The sequence below is a fragment of the Sphingopyxis italica genome, assembly GCF_011926545.1.
In the GTDB taxonomy this organism is placed as follows: domain Bacteria; phylum Pseudomonadota; class Alphaproteobacteria; order Sphingomonadales; family Sphingomonadaceae; genus Sphingopyxis; species Sphingopyxis italica.
In genome coordinates this window covers 277218-293538 of sequence record NZ_JAATIT010000001.1, presented here as the reverse complement: position 1 = coordinate 293538, position 16321 = coordinate 277218, and the positions used below count along the sequence as shown (strand labels likewise).

The window sequence follows — 16321 nt, the reverse complement described above, 5'->3', positions numbered from 1 at the left end:
CCGAAAAGCCCTGTCACGGGCCAATTGCCAGTTAGGACAGTAATGCTAACCTAAAATGAATGCGCAAACTCCCCTTGCGGGAGCGTGCGCAACTATCTTACGCAATTTAGTATTGATTCGGACCTATCTCGTGCCAAGCCAGATCAGCGCGGCGACGCCGACAATGATTCGATACCAGGCGAAAGGCGCGAAGCCATAGCGCGTGACGACGGCGAGGAAGGCCTTGATCACCGCCCAGGCGACCACGAAAGACACGAGCGAGCCGACCGCGATCAGGCCGAGATCGTTCGTGGTGATCGCGTCGCGATGCTTGAACAGCTGGAGCACGGTCGCGCCGGTCAGCGTCGGAAGCGCGAGGAAGAAGCTGAATTCGGCGGCGGTCTTGCGATCGACGCCGAACGACATCGCGCCGAGGATCGTCGCGCCCGAGCGGCTGACCCCCGGGATCATCGCGATGCACTGGACGAGCCCGACGAGGATCGACTGGCGCGCCGACACATTCGCGACCCCGCCAACGTCGCGGGTCTTCGCGAACCGCTCGACGAGCAGGATCGCAAAGCCGCCGATGACCAGCGCCCAGGCGACGATGACGGCATTTTCGAGCATCAACTCGATATAGTCGCCGAAGGCGAGCCCGAGGACGACCGCCGGGAAGAAGGCGAGCAGCAAGTTGCGCACAAAGGCGATCGCGACGGGATCGCGGCGGAAGAAGCCGGTGAACATCTCCCAGAACAGCTTCCGGTACAGCACGACGATCGCGAGGATCGCCCCCGGCTGGATCGCGATGTTGAAGATCGCCCAGCGCGCGGCGTCATAGCCGAGAAGTTCCGTCGCAAGAATCAGGTGCCCCGTCGAGGAAACGGGCAGGAATTCGGTCAAGCCCTCGACGATGCCGAGGATGATCGCGGTCAGCCAGATGCCCATATATGTCAGGCGGTCTGCGCGAAGCGGCCGTGGCGGCGATATTGGACGAGCCAGCCCTCGGCGACCGACGCGAGCGAGGCCGGCGTGATGCCGAGCTCGGCGAGCCCCGCCACGCCGTCCGCGACGACATTGTCGTGCTGGAGCATCAGCCATTGATCCTTGGTGATCGGCGCGCCGGGGGCCCAGCCAAAGCCGGTCGCGAGCGCCGAGGCGGCGACGTCGGGAACATCGACGAACAAGGGCGAGCGGCCGGTCGCATCGGCGATCCAGCGGAGCAATTCGCCCATCGTCAGCACCTGCGGCCCGCCAAGCTCGAATGTCCGGCCCGCGGCGGCGCTGCCGAGCGCCGCGACGACGGCATCGGCGACGTCGCCGACATAGACGGGCTGGAACTTCGCACCCGGCGCGATCACCGGAACGACCGGCGACAGGCGCATCATCGTGGCGAAGCGGTTGATGAAATGATCCTCGCGGCCGAACAGGATCGACGGACGGAGGATCGCGGCATCGGCAAAGGCCGCGCGCACCGCCGCCTCGCCATCGCCCTTGCTGCGGCCATAGGCCGAGGCGCATTCGGGATCGGCGCCGATTGCCGAGACATGGACGAGCGCGCGGGCGCCCGCCGCCTTCGCCGCCGCCGCGACATGGCCCGCGCCGTCGGCCTGCACCGCCTGCATATCGGCGAAGGCGCCGGCGAGGTTGATCACCGCATCGCTGCCCTGCACGGCGCGCGCGACGCTCGCCGCGTCGCGGACGTCGGCCGCGACGAACTGCGTCTGGCCGAGGCCGCCCAAGGGCTTCAGAAAGGTCGCGGCGCGCGGCTCGCGCTGGGCGATGCGGACGCGAGCGCCGCGCGCGAGCAGCCGCTGCACGACATAGCGGCCGAGAAAGCCCCCGCCGCCCAGCACCGTGATCAATTGCCCGTCGAGTTTCTGCATGGGGTCCGCCTGTATCGATTCTCTGAATGGCGCAGGGCGCGCCGACGGCCTTCCCCATGCCGCGAAGCGGGAAGGGGAGCAAGGGGCGAGGCGGCGATAGGACGCAAAACCCGCGGCTTTGCGATAAAATGCGCCTTGGCCACCGCGACGCGGTTGACAAGCCGATGGCCGCGCCGCTAAGCGCCCGCTCCTACCCCGTGCCCAGATGGCGGAATTGGTAGACGCACCAGCTTCAGGTGCTGGCGATCGCAAGGTCGTGGAGGTTCGAGTCCTCTTCTGGGCACCATTCACCCTTCGGGGAAAATCACGAGAATTCGGCGAATATTTGCTCCGGCGCCGCCGATGGCGCGAACGGCGGCTCGCCAGAGCTTCGCTCGGCGTTCGTCTTCACATTTTCGGGGACTGGTGCCGCTTACAGGACTCGAACCTGTGACCCCATCATTACGAATGATGTGCTCTACCAACTGAGCTAAAGCGGCAACGAGGGGCGCCACTAGCAGCGCCTTGGAATGAAAACAAGCGTCCTTCGCGCAAGATTCGGGCGGTCGCTTTCGGGTTTGCGGGATGGGGCCGCGAGCGGGGTTCAATCCTGACCGAGCGGCAGTTCGGTCGTCGCCTTGATTTCGGACAGCGCCACCGTCGAGTTGATTTCCTGCACCCCCGGCAATTTGCTCAGCTGGTCGAAGAAGAAGCTTTCATAGGCGTCGATGTCGCGCGCGACGATGCGCAGCATGAAATCGGTCGTGCCCATCAGCACATAGGCGTCGAGCACTTCGGGAAAGCCGCGGATCGCCGCGCTGAACTCGTCGAGATTGGCGCGGCCATGCGCGTTGAGCTTCACCTGCGCGAAGACATGCGCGTTGAGCCCGACCTTGCGCCGGTCGATGATCGCGACGCGTTTCTTGATGAAGCCGTCGCGTTCGAGGCGGTCGATGCGGCGCCAGCAGGGCGAGACCGACAGGCCGACGCGCTCGGCGACCTCGGCCGTCGTTTGATTCGCGTCGCGCTGCAATTCGCGGAGAATTTTTATCTCGAACGGGTCCAGATCGGTCATTTCGACCCGATACACGAATAATGCCGATCGGAAAATCCGAAAACCATCCTGCGCGGCCGGTAATCGATCAAGTTTGCCCGGCGGGAAAATGCGACAAGCTCCCATCAATCCAAGGAGTATATGTCATGGTCGTCCGTCTTGCCCGCCTGGCCCCGCCGCTCGAATGCGTGCGGCTTTACGATCTCGAAGCGGGGCTCGACGGATTTATCGCGATTCACTCGACCGCGCTCGGGCCGGGCGCCGGGGGGTGCCGGCTGTGGTCCTATCCCGATGCGAGCCACGCGCTTGCCGATGCCGTGCGGCTGGCCGAGGGCATGAGTTACAAGAATGCGCTCGCCGGCCTGCCGCTCGGCGGGGCGAAGGCGGTGCTGCGGCGGCCCGAAGGCGAATGGGACCGTGTCGCATTGTTCCGCGCGTTCGGCCGCGCTGTCGAGGCGCTCGGTGGCCTCTACGTGACCGCCGAAGACGTCGGAACGTCGGTCGAGGATATGCAGGAGGTCGCTACGGTCTCGCGCCATGTCGCGGGTCTGCCGTCGGCCCAAGGGCGCGCGGGCGGCGATCCGTCGCCATGGACCGCGAAGGGCGTCTTCGAATCGATGCAGGTCGCGGCCGAGTTCGCGCTGGGCCGGGGGCTCGATGGGCTGACTGTCGCCGTTCAGGGCACCGGCAATGTCGGCGCCGACCTGTGCCGCCGCCTCGCCGAAGCCGGCGCACGGCTCGTGATCGCCGACGTCAACCCGGTGCGCCGCGACCGGCTTGCGGCGGTGCATGGGGCCGAGATCGTCGATGTAGCGAAGATCGCGTCGGTCGATGCCGACATCTTCGCGCCGTGCGCGCTCGGCGGCGCGCTCGACCGCGAGACGGTCGCGGCGCTGAAGGCGAAGCTCGTCTGCGGCGCCGCGAACAACCAGCTCGCGACGCCCGATGTGGCGGCGCTGCTGCTCGACCGCGGGATCGCCTATGCGCCCGACTATGTCGTCAACGCGGGCGGCATCATCAACGTGTCGGCCGAATATCTGGGCGAGGACGAAAGCGATGTCGAACTGCGCGTTGGCCAGATCGCGCCGCGGGTCGGCGACCTGCTAGAGCGTGCGGCGCGCGAAGGGCGATCGCCGGCCGCCGTCGCCGACGAAATGGCCGAGGAGGTCATCGCCGGCGCGCAGCGCGAAGCGGCGTGATGCACCGCTTCCGGATCGACGCGATCCTCGACCCGCAATCCTTGCCGCGCGTCGCCAATTTCTTCGCGCAGCGCGCGATCGTGCCGAGCGCGATGGCGATGCGGGTGCTGCCGACGCATATGGCGATCGAGGTGACCGTCGCCGGGCTGGCGGCGGGGCAGGCCGCGATCATCGCAGCGAAGCTTGGCGAGGTGGTTGCGGTTCTGCGATCCGAAATTGAGGAAATCGAACCGGCGGTTGTCACCGATCGGTTAAAACCGGCGCTGACTATGGTAGGTTGAGCGTCAACTTTTTCTTTCGCATCGGCGAGGCGGGCGCGGCTTGCCTCGCTCCGCCGCGCGTGCAAGGGCCGCACCGACGAGCAGCGGGAGACGAATGCGATGCAATTCGACGTGGTGATTGTGGGCGCGGGACATGGCGGCGCGCAGGTCGCGGTGATGCTGCGCACGCAAAAATTCTCGGGGTCGATCGCGATCATCGGCGAAGAGCCCGAGCTGCCTTACGAACGCCCGCCGCTGTCGAAGGAATATTTCGCGGGCGAGAAGGAATTCGAACGCATCCAGCTGCGCCCCGCCAAATATTGGGGCGAGCGCGAAGTGACGATGCTGCTCGGCAAGCGCGTCGTATCGGTGGACCCGATCGCGCATACGGTCACCACCGACAGCGGCGAGACGGTCGGTTACGGCAAGCTCGTCTGGGCGACCGGCGGACATCCGCGCATGTTGCCGATCCCCGGCGGCGACCTCCCCGGTGTGCAGGGGGTGCGCACCCGCGCCGATGCCGACGCGATGAAGGCTGCGTCCGAAACCGCGAAACAGATCGTCGTTATCGGCGGCGGCTATATCGGGCTCGAGGCGGCGGCGGTGCTCACCAAGGCGGGCAAGAAGGTCGTGCTATTGGAAGCCCTCGACCGCGTCCTCGCGCGCGTCGCGGGTGCGGACCTGTCGCGCTTCTACGAGAAGGAGCATCGCGAGCATGGCGTCGACCTGCGGCTCGGCGTGTGCGTCGATGCGATCGAGGGCGAGGATCATGTCACCGGCGTGCGTTTGTCGGACGGTGAGGTCATTCAGGCCGATCTCGTGATCGTCGGCATCGGCATCGTTCCGGCGGTCGAGCCGCTGATCGCGGCCGGCGCCGATTGCGCCAACGGGGTGCGCGTCGATCCGCTCTGCAAGACGAGCCTGCCCGACATCTATGCGATCGGCGACTGCGCTTCGCATGTGAACGACTTTGCCGAGGGCGCCGAGATCCGGCTCGAATCGGTGCAGAACGCCAATGATCAGGCGAATGTCGTCGCCAAGGGCATCGTCGGCGACGAGGCGCCCTATCATGCGATCCCCTGGTTCTGGTCGAACCAGTACGACCTCAAGCTCCAGACCGCGGGCCTCTCGACAGGGCACGATCAGGCGGTGCTGCGCGGCGACCCGGCGAACCGCAGCTTCTCGGTCGTTTACCTCAAAGCGGGCAGCGTGATCGCGATCGACTGCGTCAATGCGACCAAGGACTATGTCCAGGGACGCATGATCGTCACCGCGGGGCTTCGCGCGACGGCGGAGCAGCTCGCCGACACCGAAACGCCGCTGAAGGCGCTGCTGCCCGCCTGAGGGTTACCAACTGATCGTTACCCCGACCGTGCCGCCATAGCGCCGGCTGCGCGGCCCGTCGGCGTCGAGCCCATAGTCGCCCTTCACATGCACCGCGACGCTTGTCCCCAGCCGCGCGATCAGACCGGCGCCGACCTCCGCCTCGGTGCGGCCGAGGTCGGTGCCGATCGGGTCGGTCCCGAAACGCGTCGTCTGGTCGCCCGAAAAACCGTGCCACAGGCTGGCGTGAAGATAGGGCTGAAAACCGCCATATTCGCCCTGCAAGCGCAGCCCGGCGCGGCCGGTCAGCACATCGCCGGTCGCGAAGTCGATCGTCGAAAAACTGTCGGCGCGGTCGTCGAGCTTCACCTGCTGCCACAAGAGCTGCGCCTGCGGCTCGAGCGTCCAGTTGGCCGAGAGCGCGAGCGGATAGCCCGCTTCGAGCGAGGCGGTCCATCCCTTGCCGTCGATGTCGATCGCTTCGCCCGAACTGGCGCCGGCTTCGCCCTCGAACCAGCTGTGCATGACGACGGCATCGACATACCAGCCGTTCTCGCCGACGAGCGTCGCATAGCCGGCAAGGCTCGTCGCCTTGACGTTGATCTGGCCGACGATCAGGTCGTTCCAGCCGAGCGCGCCGCCGCGGACGGTGCCGTCGGTCGACGAGCGCCCGACAAAGGCGCCGAGGCGGATATTCGTGCCGCCCTCGTCGCCGAAACCGGCAAAATCCTGGCCGATCTGAAAGCCCGAGAGGTCGCCGTCGAGCGACGGGGCGACGTCGCCGTCCCATTTGATCTCGCTATTCTCGGCGAAGACGCGGCCCCAGGTCGCGGGCAGCGCGCCGCCGCCGCGCAGCAGTGCCTGTTCGCCGCGCCGTTCGTGAAAGGTTCCGAGCGTTGCGCTCGCCAGATGATGCGCGACCGGCACCGACGCGACGAAGGCCGCGACTTCGGGGCGATAGAGCGGCACGACCTCTGCAATCACCGGTGTCGCACCGGGGGTCGGCGGTTCGGCGACGACCTCGGGGTCGGGCGAGGGGAGCGGTGCAGGCTCGGCCGGCGGTTCGGGCGGCGGCGGCGGCGCTTCGGGTTCGGGTGCCGGCTCGGGCGCGGGCGTCGGCGGCGGGGGCGGGTCGGTCTCGGTCACCGGCGGCGCGGGATCGACCGGATCGGGATTGTCCGGCGTCGGTTCGGGCGGCGGCGGGGGCGGCTCGGGCGCCGGGGCGGGGGGCGGTGCCGGAGGTTCGGGAGGCAGCGGCACGGGCGCGGGTTCAGGCGCCGGCGGCGTCAGCACCGGCGGCGCGGGGGCGGGCGCGGGCGGCGGCGGGGTTTCGGGCTCCGGTGTCGGCTCGGGCGGTGGCGGCAGCGTCGAGCGGAGATACCAATTTTCGTCGGTGCCGGTCGTCGCGCCGCCGCGGAACAGGAAATATTCATAGGCGCCGACGGCGACGCGATGATTGAGCGCAAAGGCGGCGCTCGCGGTCGTCGCGCCATTGATCGCTTCAATCACGAGAATGCCGTTCTGCCGCGTGACGGCGCCGGTGCCGCCCGCGTTGAGCACGGTGACGCCGGTCGTGCCCGACGCGTTGCCGCCGTCGATCACGAGCTTGTCGGAGAGCGAGGCGTCGTCGCCGAGAACAGTGTCGATCAGCAGCAGCCCGTCATTGCCGATATAGTCGCCGCGCACGGTGAAACTGTCGCCCGGCATATTGCCGCCATTGGTCAGGTCGATCCGTCCGGCATTGACCAGCGTCGCGCGCTGGTCGGCGGCGAATGCCGCGATGCCGCCCTGCTGGCCGCCGCCAAAGATCGTGCTCGACGCATCGAGTTCGAAGCGCCCGGTGCCCGTCCCGGCGTCGCCGAGCGTCAGCAGGCCGTCGAACGTCAGTTCGCTGTCGTTCGTCGCCCGGATATTTTCCCAGCCATCGAAGCGCGCGACGCCGTCCGTGGTGACATTGTCGAAGACCAGCGCGTCGGTGCCCGCCCCGCCGGTGATCCGCGGCGAGCCGCCGAGGTTCGCATTGGTCAGATTGGCAAGCCGCGCGCTGTCGTCGTCGCCGCCCATGTCGACCATGCCATGCACGACGCCGCCGCCGTCCCAGACGAAGCTGTCGGTGCCGGCGCTGAGCAGCACGTCGCCGCCCACGGACCCGCCGGTGATCGTCACGCTGTCGGTGCCGCCCGACACGCTGATATTGCCGCCGATCGTCCCGTCCGAAAGGATGATGGTGTCGTCGCCGAACCCCGCGACGAGGTTGCGGTCGATGACGCCGCCCGACATGTCGAAGAGATTGTCGGCGAGCTTCATATTGACGCGCCCGATGCGGCCGCCGGTCATCCGCGCGGTGTCGCCGTCGTCGAAGGCATCGACGATGCGGCCGCCGGTCATCAGGAATGTGTCCATCGACCCGCCCTGGTTCAGCCGGTCCAGCTCGCCGCCTGTCATGGCGAAATCGTCGATACCTTCGCCCTGCTGCACCGGTCCGGTGACGGTCCCGGCGCTGATCGCGAAGCTGTCGTCGCCATTGCCCTGATCGACCGCGCCCTCGATCCGGCCGGAATCGATAACGACGATGTCGGCGCCGTCGCCGAAGCTGACGTTGCCCGCGACGGTGCCGGTCCCGCCGGCGGGGAGAGTGAGCTGATTGTTGCCGTCCGGGTCGTCGAGGCCGCCCGGGGAGGTGCCGCTATCGCAGATATAGGCGTCGTCACCGGCGGTGGGCGCGAAGACGCATTGCGCGAGGGCGGGGGAAGCCTGTCCCAGCGCGGCGATCGCGACGGAGGACAAAAGCATCGGCGCGAGGGCATTTTTCGGGGACATAGGACATCGCTCCCATTTCGGGTCGGTGTGCCCCCCTGTTCGTCGAGGTCTATTAACCGAATATTACCAAACTGTTAAGCATCGATTGGCGGCGGCGGCTCGTCGCCCAGCGCACGCTTCAGCGTCGCCTTGATATTGCGGAGCAGGCGGCGCAGCGCGATGATCACGACGACCGCGGCGACCGCGAGCAGGACCGCGATGACGATCGCGAGCGGCGGATAGGCGATGGCGAGCGCGAGCAGCCCGCCGGTCGCGACATCCTCGCCGGTCGATACCGCGGCGTTGCTGAAGGGTTCGGGACTGACGTTGACGACGGCGCGCGTCGTCGCCTTCGCTCCGTGGCTGAGCAGCGCGCCGCCGCCGCCGAGCAGGAAGGCGACGACTTGCCACGCGGGGTCGGAGGAATCGACGAGCGCGAGCGCGAGCAGGGCGCCGCCCAAGGGCCGGACGATGCTGTGAACCGTGTCCCAGATCGTATCGACCCAGGCGATCTTGTCGGCAAGGAACTCGGCGAGCGTGCCGACCGCCGCGACGCCCAGCACCCACGGGTCGGCGAGGATCTGCAACGCCGCGAGATGTTCGGGGAGCGGCAGCCAGCCGAAACGCATCGCGACGCCGGTCGCCAATATGGTGAGGTAGAGCCGCCAGCCGGCGAGGAGGCTGAGGCTGCCGGCGACGCCCAAAATCTCGACGATTCCCAATGTCCTGCTCCCCGTCCCGGATCGCGCGATCGCGCGTCATCTTGCACCCGTCCGCGCGCGCCCGCAATGCCGGGGTGAAATGCCGAGATGACAGGGCGGCGCGGCCCGGTTATCGCTCGGACCATGACCGACGCAACTTCGCCGACCGCACCGCCCGAAGTGTTGCCCGACGGCGCCATTCCCGCTGCGACGCTGGTCATCATGCGTCCGTCGGACAGCGGCGGCGCCGACGAGATATTGATGGTCAAACGGTCGGCGAAGATGGTCTTCGCGGCGGGCGCCGTCGTGTTCCCGGGGGGGCGCGTCGACCCCGACGATTATCGCGTCGCGCGCCTCTATGGCTTCGGGATCGACGAAGCCGATGGCGCGGCGCGCGTCGCCGCGCTGCGCGAGACGCTGGAGGAAACGGGGCTTGCGGTCGGTTGGCCGGGATTGGCGGAAGAGGAGGTGGCGGACGTGCGGCGGGCGTTGCTCGGCGGCACGCTGCTTTCCGACATATTGGCCGCGCGCGGCGACCGAATCGCGCTCGAATCTTTCGTTCCGTTCGCGCGCTGGTGCCCGAACTTCAAGGAAGCCCGGACGTTCGACACGCGATTCTATGCGGTCGCCGCCCCGCCGCACAGCCACGAACTGACAGTCGAAGAGGCCGAGCACAGCCATATCTTCTGGGCGAGCGCCGAGGCGACGCTGGCGATGGCCGATCGCGGCGAGCTGTCGGTGATCTTTCCGACCCGGCGCAATCTGGAACGCCTCGCGCAAGCGGCTGATTTTACGGATTTCTCTGCCCATTCGCGGCAATTTCCGGTCGAGCTTGTCACGCCGTGGATCGAAGATCGCGATGGGCAGAGCCATCTGTGCATCCCGGCGCACCTCGGCTATCCCGTGACGAGCGAAGTCTTCGACCGCGTGCGACGCGGATAAGCGCTATTCTATGCGGCAAGTTTTTCCCTATTTATTATTTACTAACATTTGCCGGGCTAGGGCAAAACGTCGTTGCAATTGCTGAAGGCCATGCCTAAGAAGGCGCTGCAGAAGCAGACCGGGGGAGGTTCCCCTGGTGTGATTCGACAAAAGTAATCCAGTGGACGGAGAATAAGATGAACCTGCTTAAGAAGGCTGCGATCTCTCTCGCAGCGACCTCGATGCTCGCGGCTCCGGTCGCCGCATCGGCAGCCCCCGCGGCTCGCGCAGCTTCGGCTGTTGACGGCCAGAGCGAACTCGAAGGCAGCACGAGCTGGATCATCGCTGTCCTCGCTCTCGTTGCCGTCGTTGGCGGCATCATCATCGCGTCGGACAACGACAGCGACGAACCGACCAGCCCGTAATATCGGCTGATCGATACCAATACCAAAAGGCTCCGAGCATCGCTCGGGGCCTTTTGTGCGTTTGGGAGTTTCGAATATCGATGGTCACGGGTGAAGCTGCGCGACCCTTCGATCAGGGCATGATGTTTCGCGCGGCGCGGGATCGCTCCAACGGGATCGCCTGACGGGCTCGCTCGACCGCCGCCGGATCGACGAGGGCCAGCGCCATCCTATAGCCCTTTCCGGCCATCGCCTCCTCGCCTTCCGCATCGGCAAGGATCGCTCCCCACGGATCGATCGCGAGGCTATGGCCAAAGGTCTGCCGGCCGTCGCCATGCGTGCCGCACTGCGCTGCCGCCAACACATGGCACTGGGTTTCGATCGCCCGCGCGCGCATCAGCACATGCCAGTGCGCTTCGCCGGTCGATACGGTGAAAGCGGCTGGAATCGCGATGACCGCCGCGCCGCGATCGGCGAGCGCCCGATAAAGTTCGGGAAATCGGAGATCATAACAGATGCTGAGGCCCATTCGGCCGAGCGGCGTTTCGACGACCGCCAGCGCGTCCCCGCCGACATAGGTCGCCGATTCCCGCCAGTTCTCCCCCGACGGCAGGCTAACGTCGAACATGTGGATCTTGTCGTAGCGCGCGCGGATGTCGCCGTCGGCGGCGATGACATGGCTACGGTTGACGCGCCGCTCGCCATCGTCGGCGAGCAAGGGCATTGATCCCGAATGCAGCCATATCCTGTGTTTTTGCGCCATCGCCTGGAGGGCGGAAGGCCAGGGGCTGTCGGCTTCGCGGGCGATATGCCCGCCCGAGCGCGCGCGGTCGCGATCGAGCAGCAGCGACATTTCGGGAAGGAACGCCACGGCCGCGCCCTGCGCCGCGGCCTCGGCCAGCGCGCGATCGATCGTCGCCAGATTCGCGGCGGGATCGATGCCGCTCGTCATCTGGATCAGTGCGGCGAGCGGAGCGGGCGGGGAAGCGTTCATGCTGTCTGGCTAAGCGTGTCCCGCGCCCGCGGCAAGCATGACAGTTCAGTGGCCAGCAAGGTTTGGAAGCGATAAGATGGGCCAATGTCCTACTCTCCCCCACGGCGACCCCTTCGTTTCGCCCGTTCGTTTTTCCTGTCCGGTGTCGCCGCGCTGCTTCTGTCGCCGCTTGTCGCAAGCGCGCAGGACGGGGGCTCGGCCGCGACGGCGCGGAGCCAGGCGAAGAACGCCGACTGGCTCTATGCCGGCAGCGATATTCCGCGCGACACCGCGTGGCAGTTCGGCGTGCTCCCCAACGGCGTGCGCTATGCCGTGCGCAACAATGGCGTGCCGCCGGGGCAGGTGTCGATCCGCGTGCGCATGGACGTCGGCTCGATGTTCGAAACCGAGGAAGAGCGCGGCTATGCGCATTTGCTCGAACATCTGACCTTCCGCGGATCGGAGCATATCCCCGACGGCGAAGCGAAGCGCATCTGGCAGCGGTTCGGCGTGACTTTCGGCAGCGATTCGAACGCGCAGACGACGCCGACGCAGACGGTCTATCAACTCGACCTGCCCAGCGTCACGCCGGCCAATCTCGACGAAGGCATGAAATTGCTGTCGGGCATGATCCGCGCGCCGCGCATCTCCGAACTTGCGGTTGCCGCCGAACGCGGCGTCGTGATGGCCGAACTGCGCGAATCCAACGGTCCGCAAAAGCGGATCGCCGATGCGACCAACGCGCATCTTTTCGCGGGCCAGCTGCTCGGCGACCGCTCGCCGATCGGCACGACGGCATCGCTCGGCAAGGCGAGCGCAACCTCGGTCGGCGCCTTTCACGATCGCTGGTATCGCCCCGACCGGGCGGTGGTCGTCATCTCCGGCGACGGCGACCCGGCCGAATTCGCCCGGCTGATCGCCAAATATTACGGTGATTGGCAGGTGGATGGCCCGAACCCCGCCACGCCCGATTTCGGCAAGCCCGACCCGAAGCAGCCCGCCGCGCTCGAGATCGTCGAGGCCAGCCAGCCGCTCGCGATCACGCTCGCGATGGTGCGGCCGTGGAAGAAGCGCATCGACACGGTCGCAAACACGCGGCGGCTCTATCTCGAATATCTCGCCCAGGCGCTCGTCAACCGCCGCCTCGAAAACAGCGCGCGCGCCGGGGGCAGCTATCTGGTCGCGACGGTCGAGCAGCAATATGTCAGCCGCAGCGCCGATGTGACGATGGCGTCGATCGTTCCCTTGAGCGACTGGAAGGCGGCACTCGCCGATGTCCGCGGGGTGATCGCCGACGCCGTCAAGACGCCGCCGTCGCAGGCCGACATCGACCGCGAGATGAACGAGATCGAGGCGTTTCTGTTGAAGGAGCTGGAGAACGCCCGCAACGAACCCGGCGCGCGACTTGCCGACGACATGGTGCGCGCGGTCGACATCGGCGAGGTGGTGACGAGCCCGCAGGGGCAGGTCGACATGTTCAAGGCGATCCGCGCCTCGGCGACGCCGCAGGTGATGCTCGACATCAGCAAGGCGATCTTCGCCGCGCCGGTCACGCGCGTCGTGCTGACGACGCCGACGACGGCGGGCGGCAATGCCGCGGTGCTCGCCGCGCTGAAGGCGCCGGTGACCGCGCGCGACGACCGGCTGGCGGCGGTGAAGGCCGATTTCAAGGAGCTGCCCGCGTTTGGCCCGCCGGGGACGATCACCTCGACCAACCCCATCCTCGGCCTGCGCGCCGAGCGGATCGAATTCGCCAACGGCGTGACCGCGCTGGTTTCGAACAACAAGGTCGAACCGGGCAAGGTTCGCGTCAATGTGCGCTTCGGCACGGGCAACCGCAGCGTCTCCGCCGACGCACCCAATCTTCTGTGGACCGGCGACTATGCGCTGGTTGCGAGCGGGATCGGGCCCTGGGGCCAGAACGAGATCGACAAGCTGACCAACGGGCGCCAGATCCAGATGAATTTCGCGATCGACGACGATGCGTTCGAACTGTCGGCCGAAAGCCGGCCCGCCGACCTCGCCGACCAGATGCGGCTGATCGCGGGCAAGCTCGCGGTTCCCCGCTGGGACCCGGCGCCGGTCGAGCGGCTGCGCATCGGCTATCTCACCGGATATGACCTCAACGACGCGACGCCGAATGCGGTGCTCGATCGCAATCTGCGCGGCTGGCTCACCGACAATGACGCGCGCTGGGCGGCGCCCGACAAGGCGCAGATCGAGGCGCTGACCCCGGCCGCCTTCCGCGCCTTTTGGGAACCGCGCCTCGCGAGCGGACCGATCGAGGTGCAGATTTTCGGCGACCTCGAAACGGTCGATTATAAGAAGATCCTCGCCGAAACGCTCGGCGCGCTGCCGCCGCGCAAGGTCCTCGCGCCGCCGAGCGGCCGGCAGGTCGCCTTCGCCAAGCATGTGACCGAACCCGACATCGCCTATCACCGCGGCGAGCAGGGACAGGCCGCGGCGATGACGGCATGGCCCACCGGCGGCGGCCTTGCCAGCCCGCGCGATGCGCGCGGGCTCGAAATCCTCGCGGCGATCTTCAACGACCGGCTGTTCGACCGGCTGCGCGCCGAACAGGGCGCCAGCTATGGCCCCGTCGTCGACAGCCATTGGCCGACCGGGTTCGACAGCGGCGGCTATCTGCTCGTCGGCAGCCTGCTCGCGCCCAAGGACCTCGACCGTTTCTATTCGATCGCGAAGGAGATCGCCGCCGATCTGGTGACCAAACCGGTCAGCGCCGACGAACTCGCGCGGAACGCGGGGCCGATCCGCGAACAGGTCGCGCGCGCCTCGACGGGCAATGTCTATTGGATGTTCCTGCTCGAAGGCGCGACGCGCGATCCGCGCGTCGCCGCCGCCGCGCTGTCGATCCAGGACGATATTTCAGCCGTCACCGCCGCCGATGTGCAGCGGCTCGCGCGGCAGTATCTTACGCCCGAGCGGCAATGGTCGCTGGCGATCCTGCCCAAGGGGATGACGCTGGCTGATGCGTCGGCGCTGGACGGTTCGCCGGCGGCGGCGATCGGAGGGCGCTAGGCGGCTTCGCCGTCGGGCGCGTGCCGGCGCGTCCGCCTGATTCGCGGCTCGTGGTCGAGCTGGCCCTTCGTCATAATGTCGTGGCGCATCTTGGCGCGGACGTCGTGGATCGACGCGATCACCGGTCCCATCGCGACACCGAGGTCGATCAGCACCGCTTCGGCAAGTTGCAGCGAGCTTTCGAGCGTCTCCGGAACCGCGTCGCTGGCCCCCGCCTGATACAGCGCGCCCGCGTGCTCGGCGCTCCGCGCGCGCGAAATGATCGGCAGGTCGGGATATTTGCCGCGCAGCCGCCGCGTCATGCGCAATTGCTGGACCGGATCGTCCATCGTCAGAACGACCGCATCGGCATTCTCTATCCCCAGCTTGCTGAGGCTGCCGGGCCGGCCGACGTCGGCGTAGCGGACGAGGAAGCCGTCGCGCCGCGCCGCCGCCACCGTGTCGATGTCGGCATCGACCGCGATATAGGGCCGGTCGTGCTCGCGCAGCAGTTCGGCGACGACGCGCCCGACGCGGCCAAAGCCGACGACGACGGTGCGCCGTAGCGCCGTCTCTTCCGCTTCTTCATCGTCGCTGCCCATCTCGATCCGCCGTGCGATGTCATGGCCGATCCGCGCGAGCAACGGCGTGATCGTCAGCCCGATCGCGGTGACGAGCTGCCAGAATTCGGCGGTGGCGCGGCTGATGAGCTGCGCCTGCAGCGCGGCTGTCAGCACGATCAGCGTCGTCTCCGACGGGCTCGCCATCAACAGGCCGACCTCGGCCGCCGTTCCGCGCCGCGCCGCGCCCGAAAAGCGCAGCAGCGCGGCGGTGACGGACGCCTTGACGAGCACGACGCCGACGACCGCGACGGCGAGTGCGGGCCATTGTTCGGCGATCGTCTTGAGGTTGAGCCCCATGCCGACGCTGATCAGGAACACCCCGAGCGCGAGTCCCTTGAACGGCGCGGTGATCGCCTCGACCTCGCCATGATATTCGGTCTCGGCGATCATCAGCCCCGCGAGCAGCGCGCCGACGATCGGCGAGAGGCCGGCCGCCGCCGTCGCCAGTGCCGCGACGATAACGACGAGCAGGCTGGCCGCGAGGAAGAGTTCGGGGTCTTTCGCCCGCGCCGCCTGTGCGAAGATCTTTGGCAGCAGGAACCAGCCGCCGATCGCCAGAGCGGCGACGACGAGCCCGCCCTGCCACAATGTCGTGAGCAGCAGCTCGGCGCTGTCGCCCGAGGCCGCAGGCGACAGGGCGGCGAGAACGAAGATGATCGGGACGAGCGCGAGATCCTCGAACAACAGCATCGAAAAAGAAGCGCGGCCGACGGCGGACTTGGTGCCGGCGATCGGCAGCACCAGCGCCGTCGACGACAGCGCGAGCGCGATTCCGAGACCATAGGCGGCGGGGGTCGAAAGATTGCCGAGGAACAAGAGGACGGTGCCGAAGATCGCGCCCGCGATGAAAAGCTCCGCCGCGCCGATCCCGAATACGAGGTTGCGGAGTTGCCAGAGGCGGCGGAACGACAGCTCGAGCCCGATCGAGAAGAGCAGCAGGATGATCCCGAGCTCGCCAAAGAGCGCGATGTCCTCGGTCGAGGCGATCGTGACATGCTTCAGCCACGGATAATCGGCGGCGAGCGCGCCGAGCCCCGACGGGCCGACGAGCAGCCCGACGAGGATGAAGCCGATCACGGGCGGGAGGCGGAAGCGCGCGAAGGCGGGGATCACAATGCCCGCCGCGCCGAGCACCACCAGCGCGTTGCCGATGGCGGAGGTTTCTGTTTCGGATACCATAAGGGCCGACCTTATGCAGGCCGGCC

13 protein-coding genes and 2 tRNA genes are annotated in these 16321 nt (G+C 67.4%); 7 read left to right on the top strand and 8 right to left on the bottom strand.

Annotated features, from left to right (window positions below; translation table 11 throughout):
* Window positions 1-123: 123 nt before the first annotated feature.
* A complete protein-coding gene (locus GGR90_RS01260) occupies window positions 124-924 on the bottom strand; it encodes an undecaprenyl-diphosphate phosphatase (RefSeq protein WP_167918728.1) in 801 nt (266 codons plus the stop codon).
* Between the two features lie 5 nt (window positions 925-929).
* Window positions 930-1862 (bottom strand): complex I NDUFA9 subunit family protein, encoded by a 933-nt coding sequence (locus GGR90_RS01255; protein ID WP_167918726.1) that lies wholly within the window; start codon window positions 1860-1862, stop codon window positions 930-932.
* A gap of 199 nt (window positions 1863-2061) precedes the next feature.
* On the opposite strand from GGR90_RS01255, the gene GGR90_RS01250 reads away from it, so the two are divergent.
* A tRNA-Leu gene (locus GGR90_RS01250) sits at window positions 2062-2148 on the top strand.
* Between the two features lie 117 nt (window positions 2149-2265).
* Here GGR90_RS01250 and GGR90_RS01245 read toward each other — a convergent pair.
* A tRNA-Thr gene (locus GGR90_RS01245) sits at window positions 2266-2341 on the bottom strand.
* A 104-nt stretch (window positions 2342-2445) separates the two neighbouring features.
* Complete coding sequence (locus GGR90_RS01240) at window positions 2446-2916, bottom strand: Lrp/AsnC family transcriptional regulator (RefSeq protein ID WP_167918724.1); 471 nt, start codon at window positions 2914-2916, stop codon at window positions 2446-2448.
* Between the two features lie 125 nt (window positions 2917-3041).
* Between GGR90_RS01240 and GGR90_RS01235 the strand changes: the two genes are divergently transcribed.
* From GGR90_RS01235 to GGR90_RS01225, 3 genes are all read left to right on the top strand, one after another.
* Window positions 3042-4094, top strand: coding sequence for a Leu/Phe/Val dehydrogenase (locus tag GGR90_RS01235; protein WP_167918722.1), 1053 nt, complete (start codon window positions 3042-3044; stop codon window positions 4092-4094).
* Window positions 4091-4375, top strand: coding sequence for a hypothetical protein (locus tag GGR90_RS01230; protein WP_167918720.1), 285 nt, complete (start codon window positions 4091-4093; stop codon window positions 4373-4375). Before GGR90_RS01235 ends, GGR90_RS01230 begins: the two co-directional genes overlap by 4 nt.
* Window positions 4376-4474: 99 nt before the next feature.
* Window positions 4475-5698 carry an NAD(P)/FAD-dependent oxidoreductase gene (locus GGR90_RS01225; protein WP_167918718.1) on the top strand — a complete coding sequence of 408 codons (1224 nt, stop codon included), beginning with the start codon at window positions 4475-4477 and terminating at the stop codon, window positions 5696-5698.
* A gap of 3 nt (window positions 5699-5701) precedes the next feature.
* On the opposite strand, the gene GGR90_RS01220 is transcribed toward GGR90_RS01225, so the two are convergent.
* A complete protein-coding gene (locus GGR90_RS01220) occupies window positions 5702-8470 on the bottom strand; it encodes an autotransporter family protein (protein WP_167918716.1) in 2769 nt (922 codons plus the stop codon).
* A 101-nt stretch (window positions 8471-8571) separates the two neighbouring features.
* Window positions 8572-9198 (bottom strand): DUF4126 domain-containing protein, encoded by a 627-nt coding sequence (locus GGR90_RS01215; RefSeq protein WP_167918714.1) that lies wholly within the window; start codon window positions 9196-9198, stop codon window positions 8572-8574.
* A gap of 123 nt (window positions 9199-9321) precedes the next feature.
* On the opposite strand from GGR90_RS01215, the gene GGR90_RS01210 reads away from it, so the two are divergent.
* A complete protein-coding gene (locus GGR90_RS01210) occupies window positions 9322-10119 on the top strand; it encodes an NUDIX hydrolase (RefSeq protein ID WP_167918712.1) in 798 nt (265 codons plus the stop codon).
* Between the two features lie 176 nt (window positions 10120-10295).
* Window positions 10296-10523, top strand: coding sequence for a hypothetical protein (locus tag GGR90_RS01205; RefSeq protein ID WP_167918710.1), 228 nt, complete (start codon window positions 10296-10298; stop codon window positions 10521-10523).
* 112 nt (window positions 10524-10635) lie between these two features.
* On the opposite strand, the gene GGR90_RS01200 is transcribed toward GGR90_RS01205, so the two are convergent.
* Window positions 10636-11496 carry a carbon-nitrogen hydrolase family protein gene (locus GGR90_RS01200; RefSeq protein WP_167918708.1) on the bottom strand — a complete coding sequence of 287 codons (861 nt, stop codon included), beginning with the start codon at window positions 11494-11496 and terminating at the stop codon, window positions 10636-10638.
* An 84-nt stretch (window positions 11497-11580) separates the two neighbouring features.
* On the opposite strand from GGR90_RS01200, the gene GGR90_RS01195 reads away from it, so the two are divergent.
* A complete protein-coding gene (locus GGR90_RS01195; RefSeq protein WP_167918706.1) occupies window positions 11581-14514 on the top strand; it encodes a M16 family metallopeptidase in 2934 nt (977 codons plus the stop codon).
* Here GGR90_RS01195 and GGR90_RS01190 read toward each other — a convergent pair.
* Window positions 14511-16295, bottom strand: a complete 1785-nt coding sequence (locus GGR90_RS01190) for a cation:proton antiporter domain-containing protein (protein ID WP_167918704.1) — start codon at window positions 16293-16295, stop codon at window positions 14511-14513. The genes GGR90_RS01195 and GGR90_RS01190 overlap by 4 nt on opposite strands.
* Window positions 16296-16321: the final 26 nt, after the last annotated feature.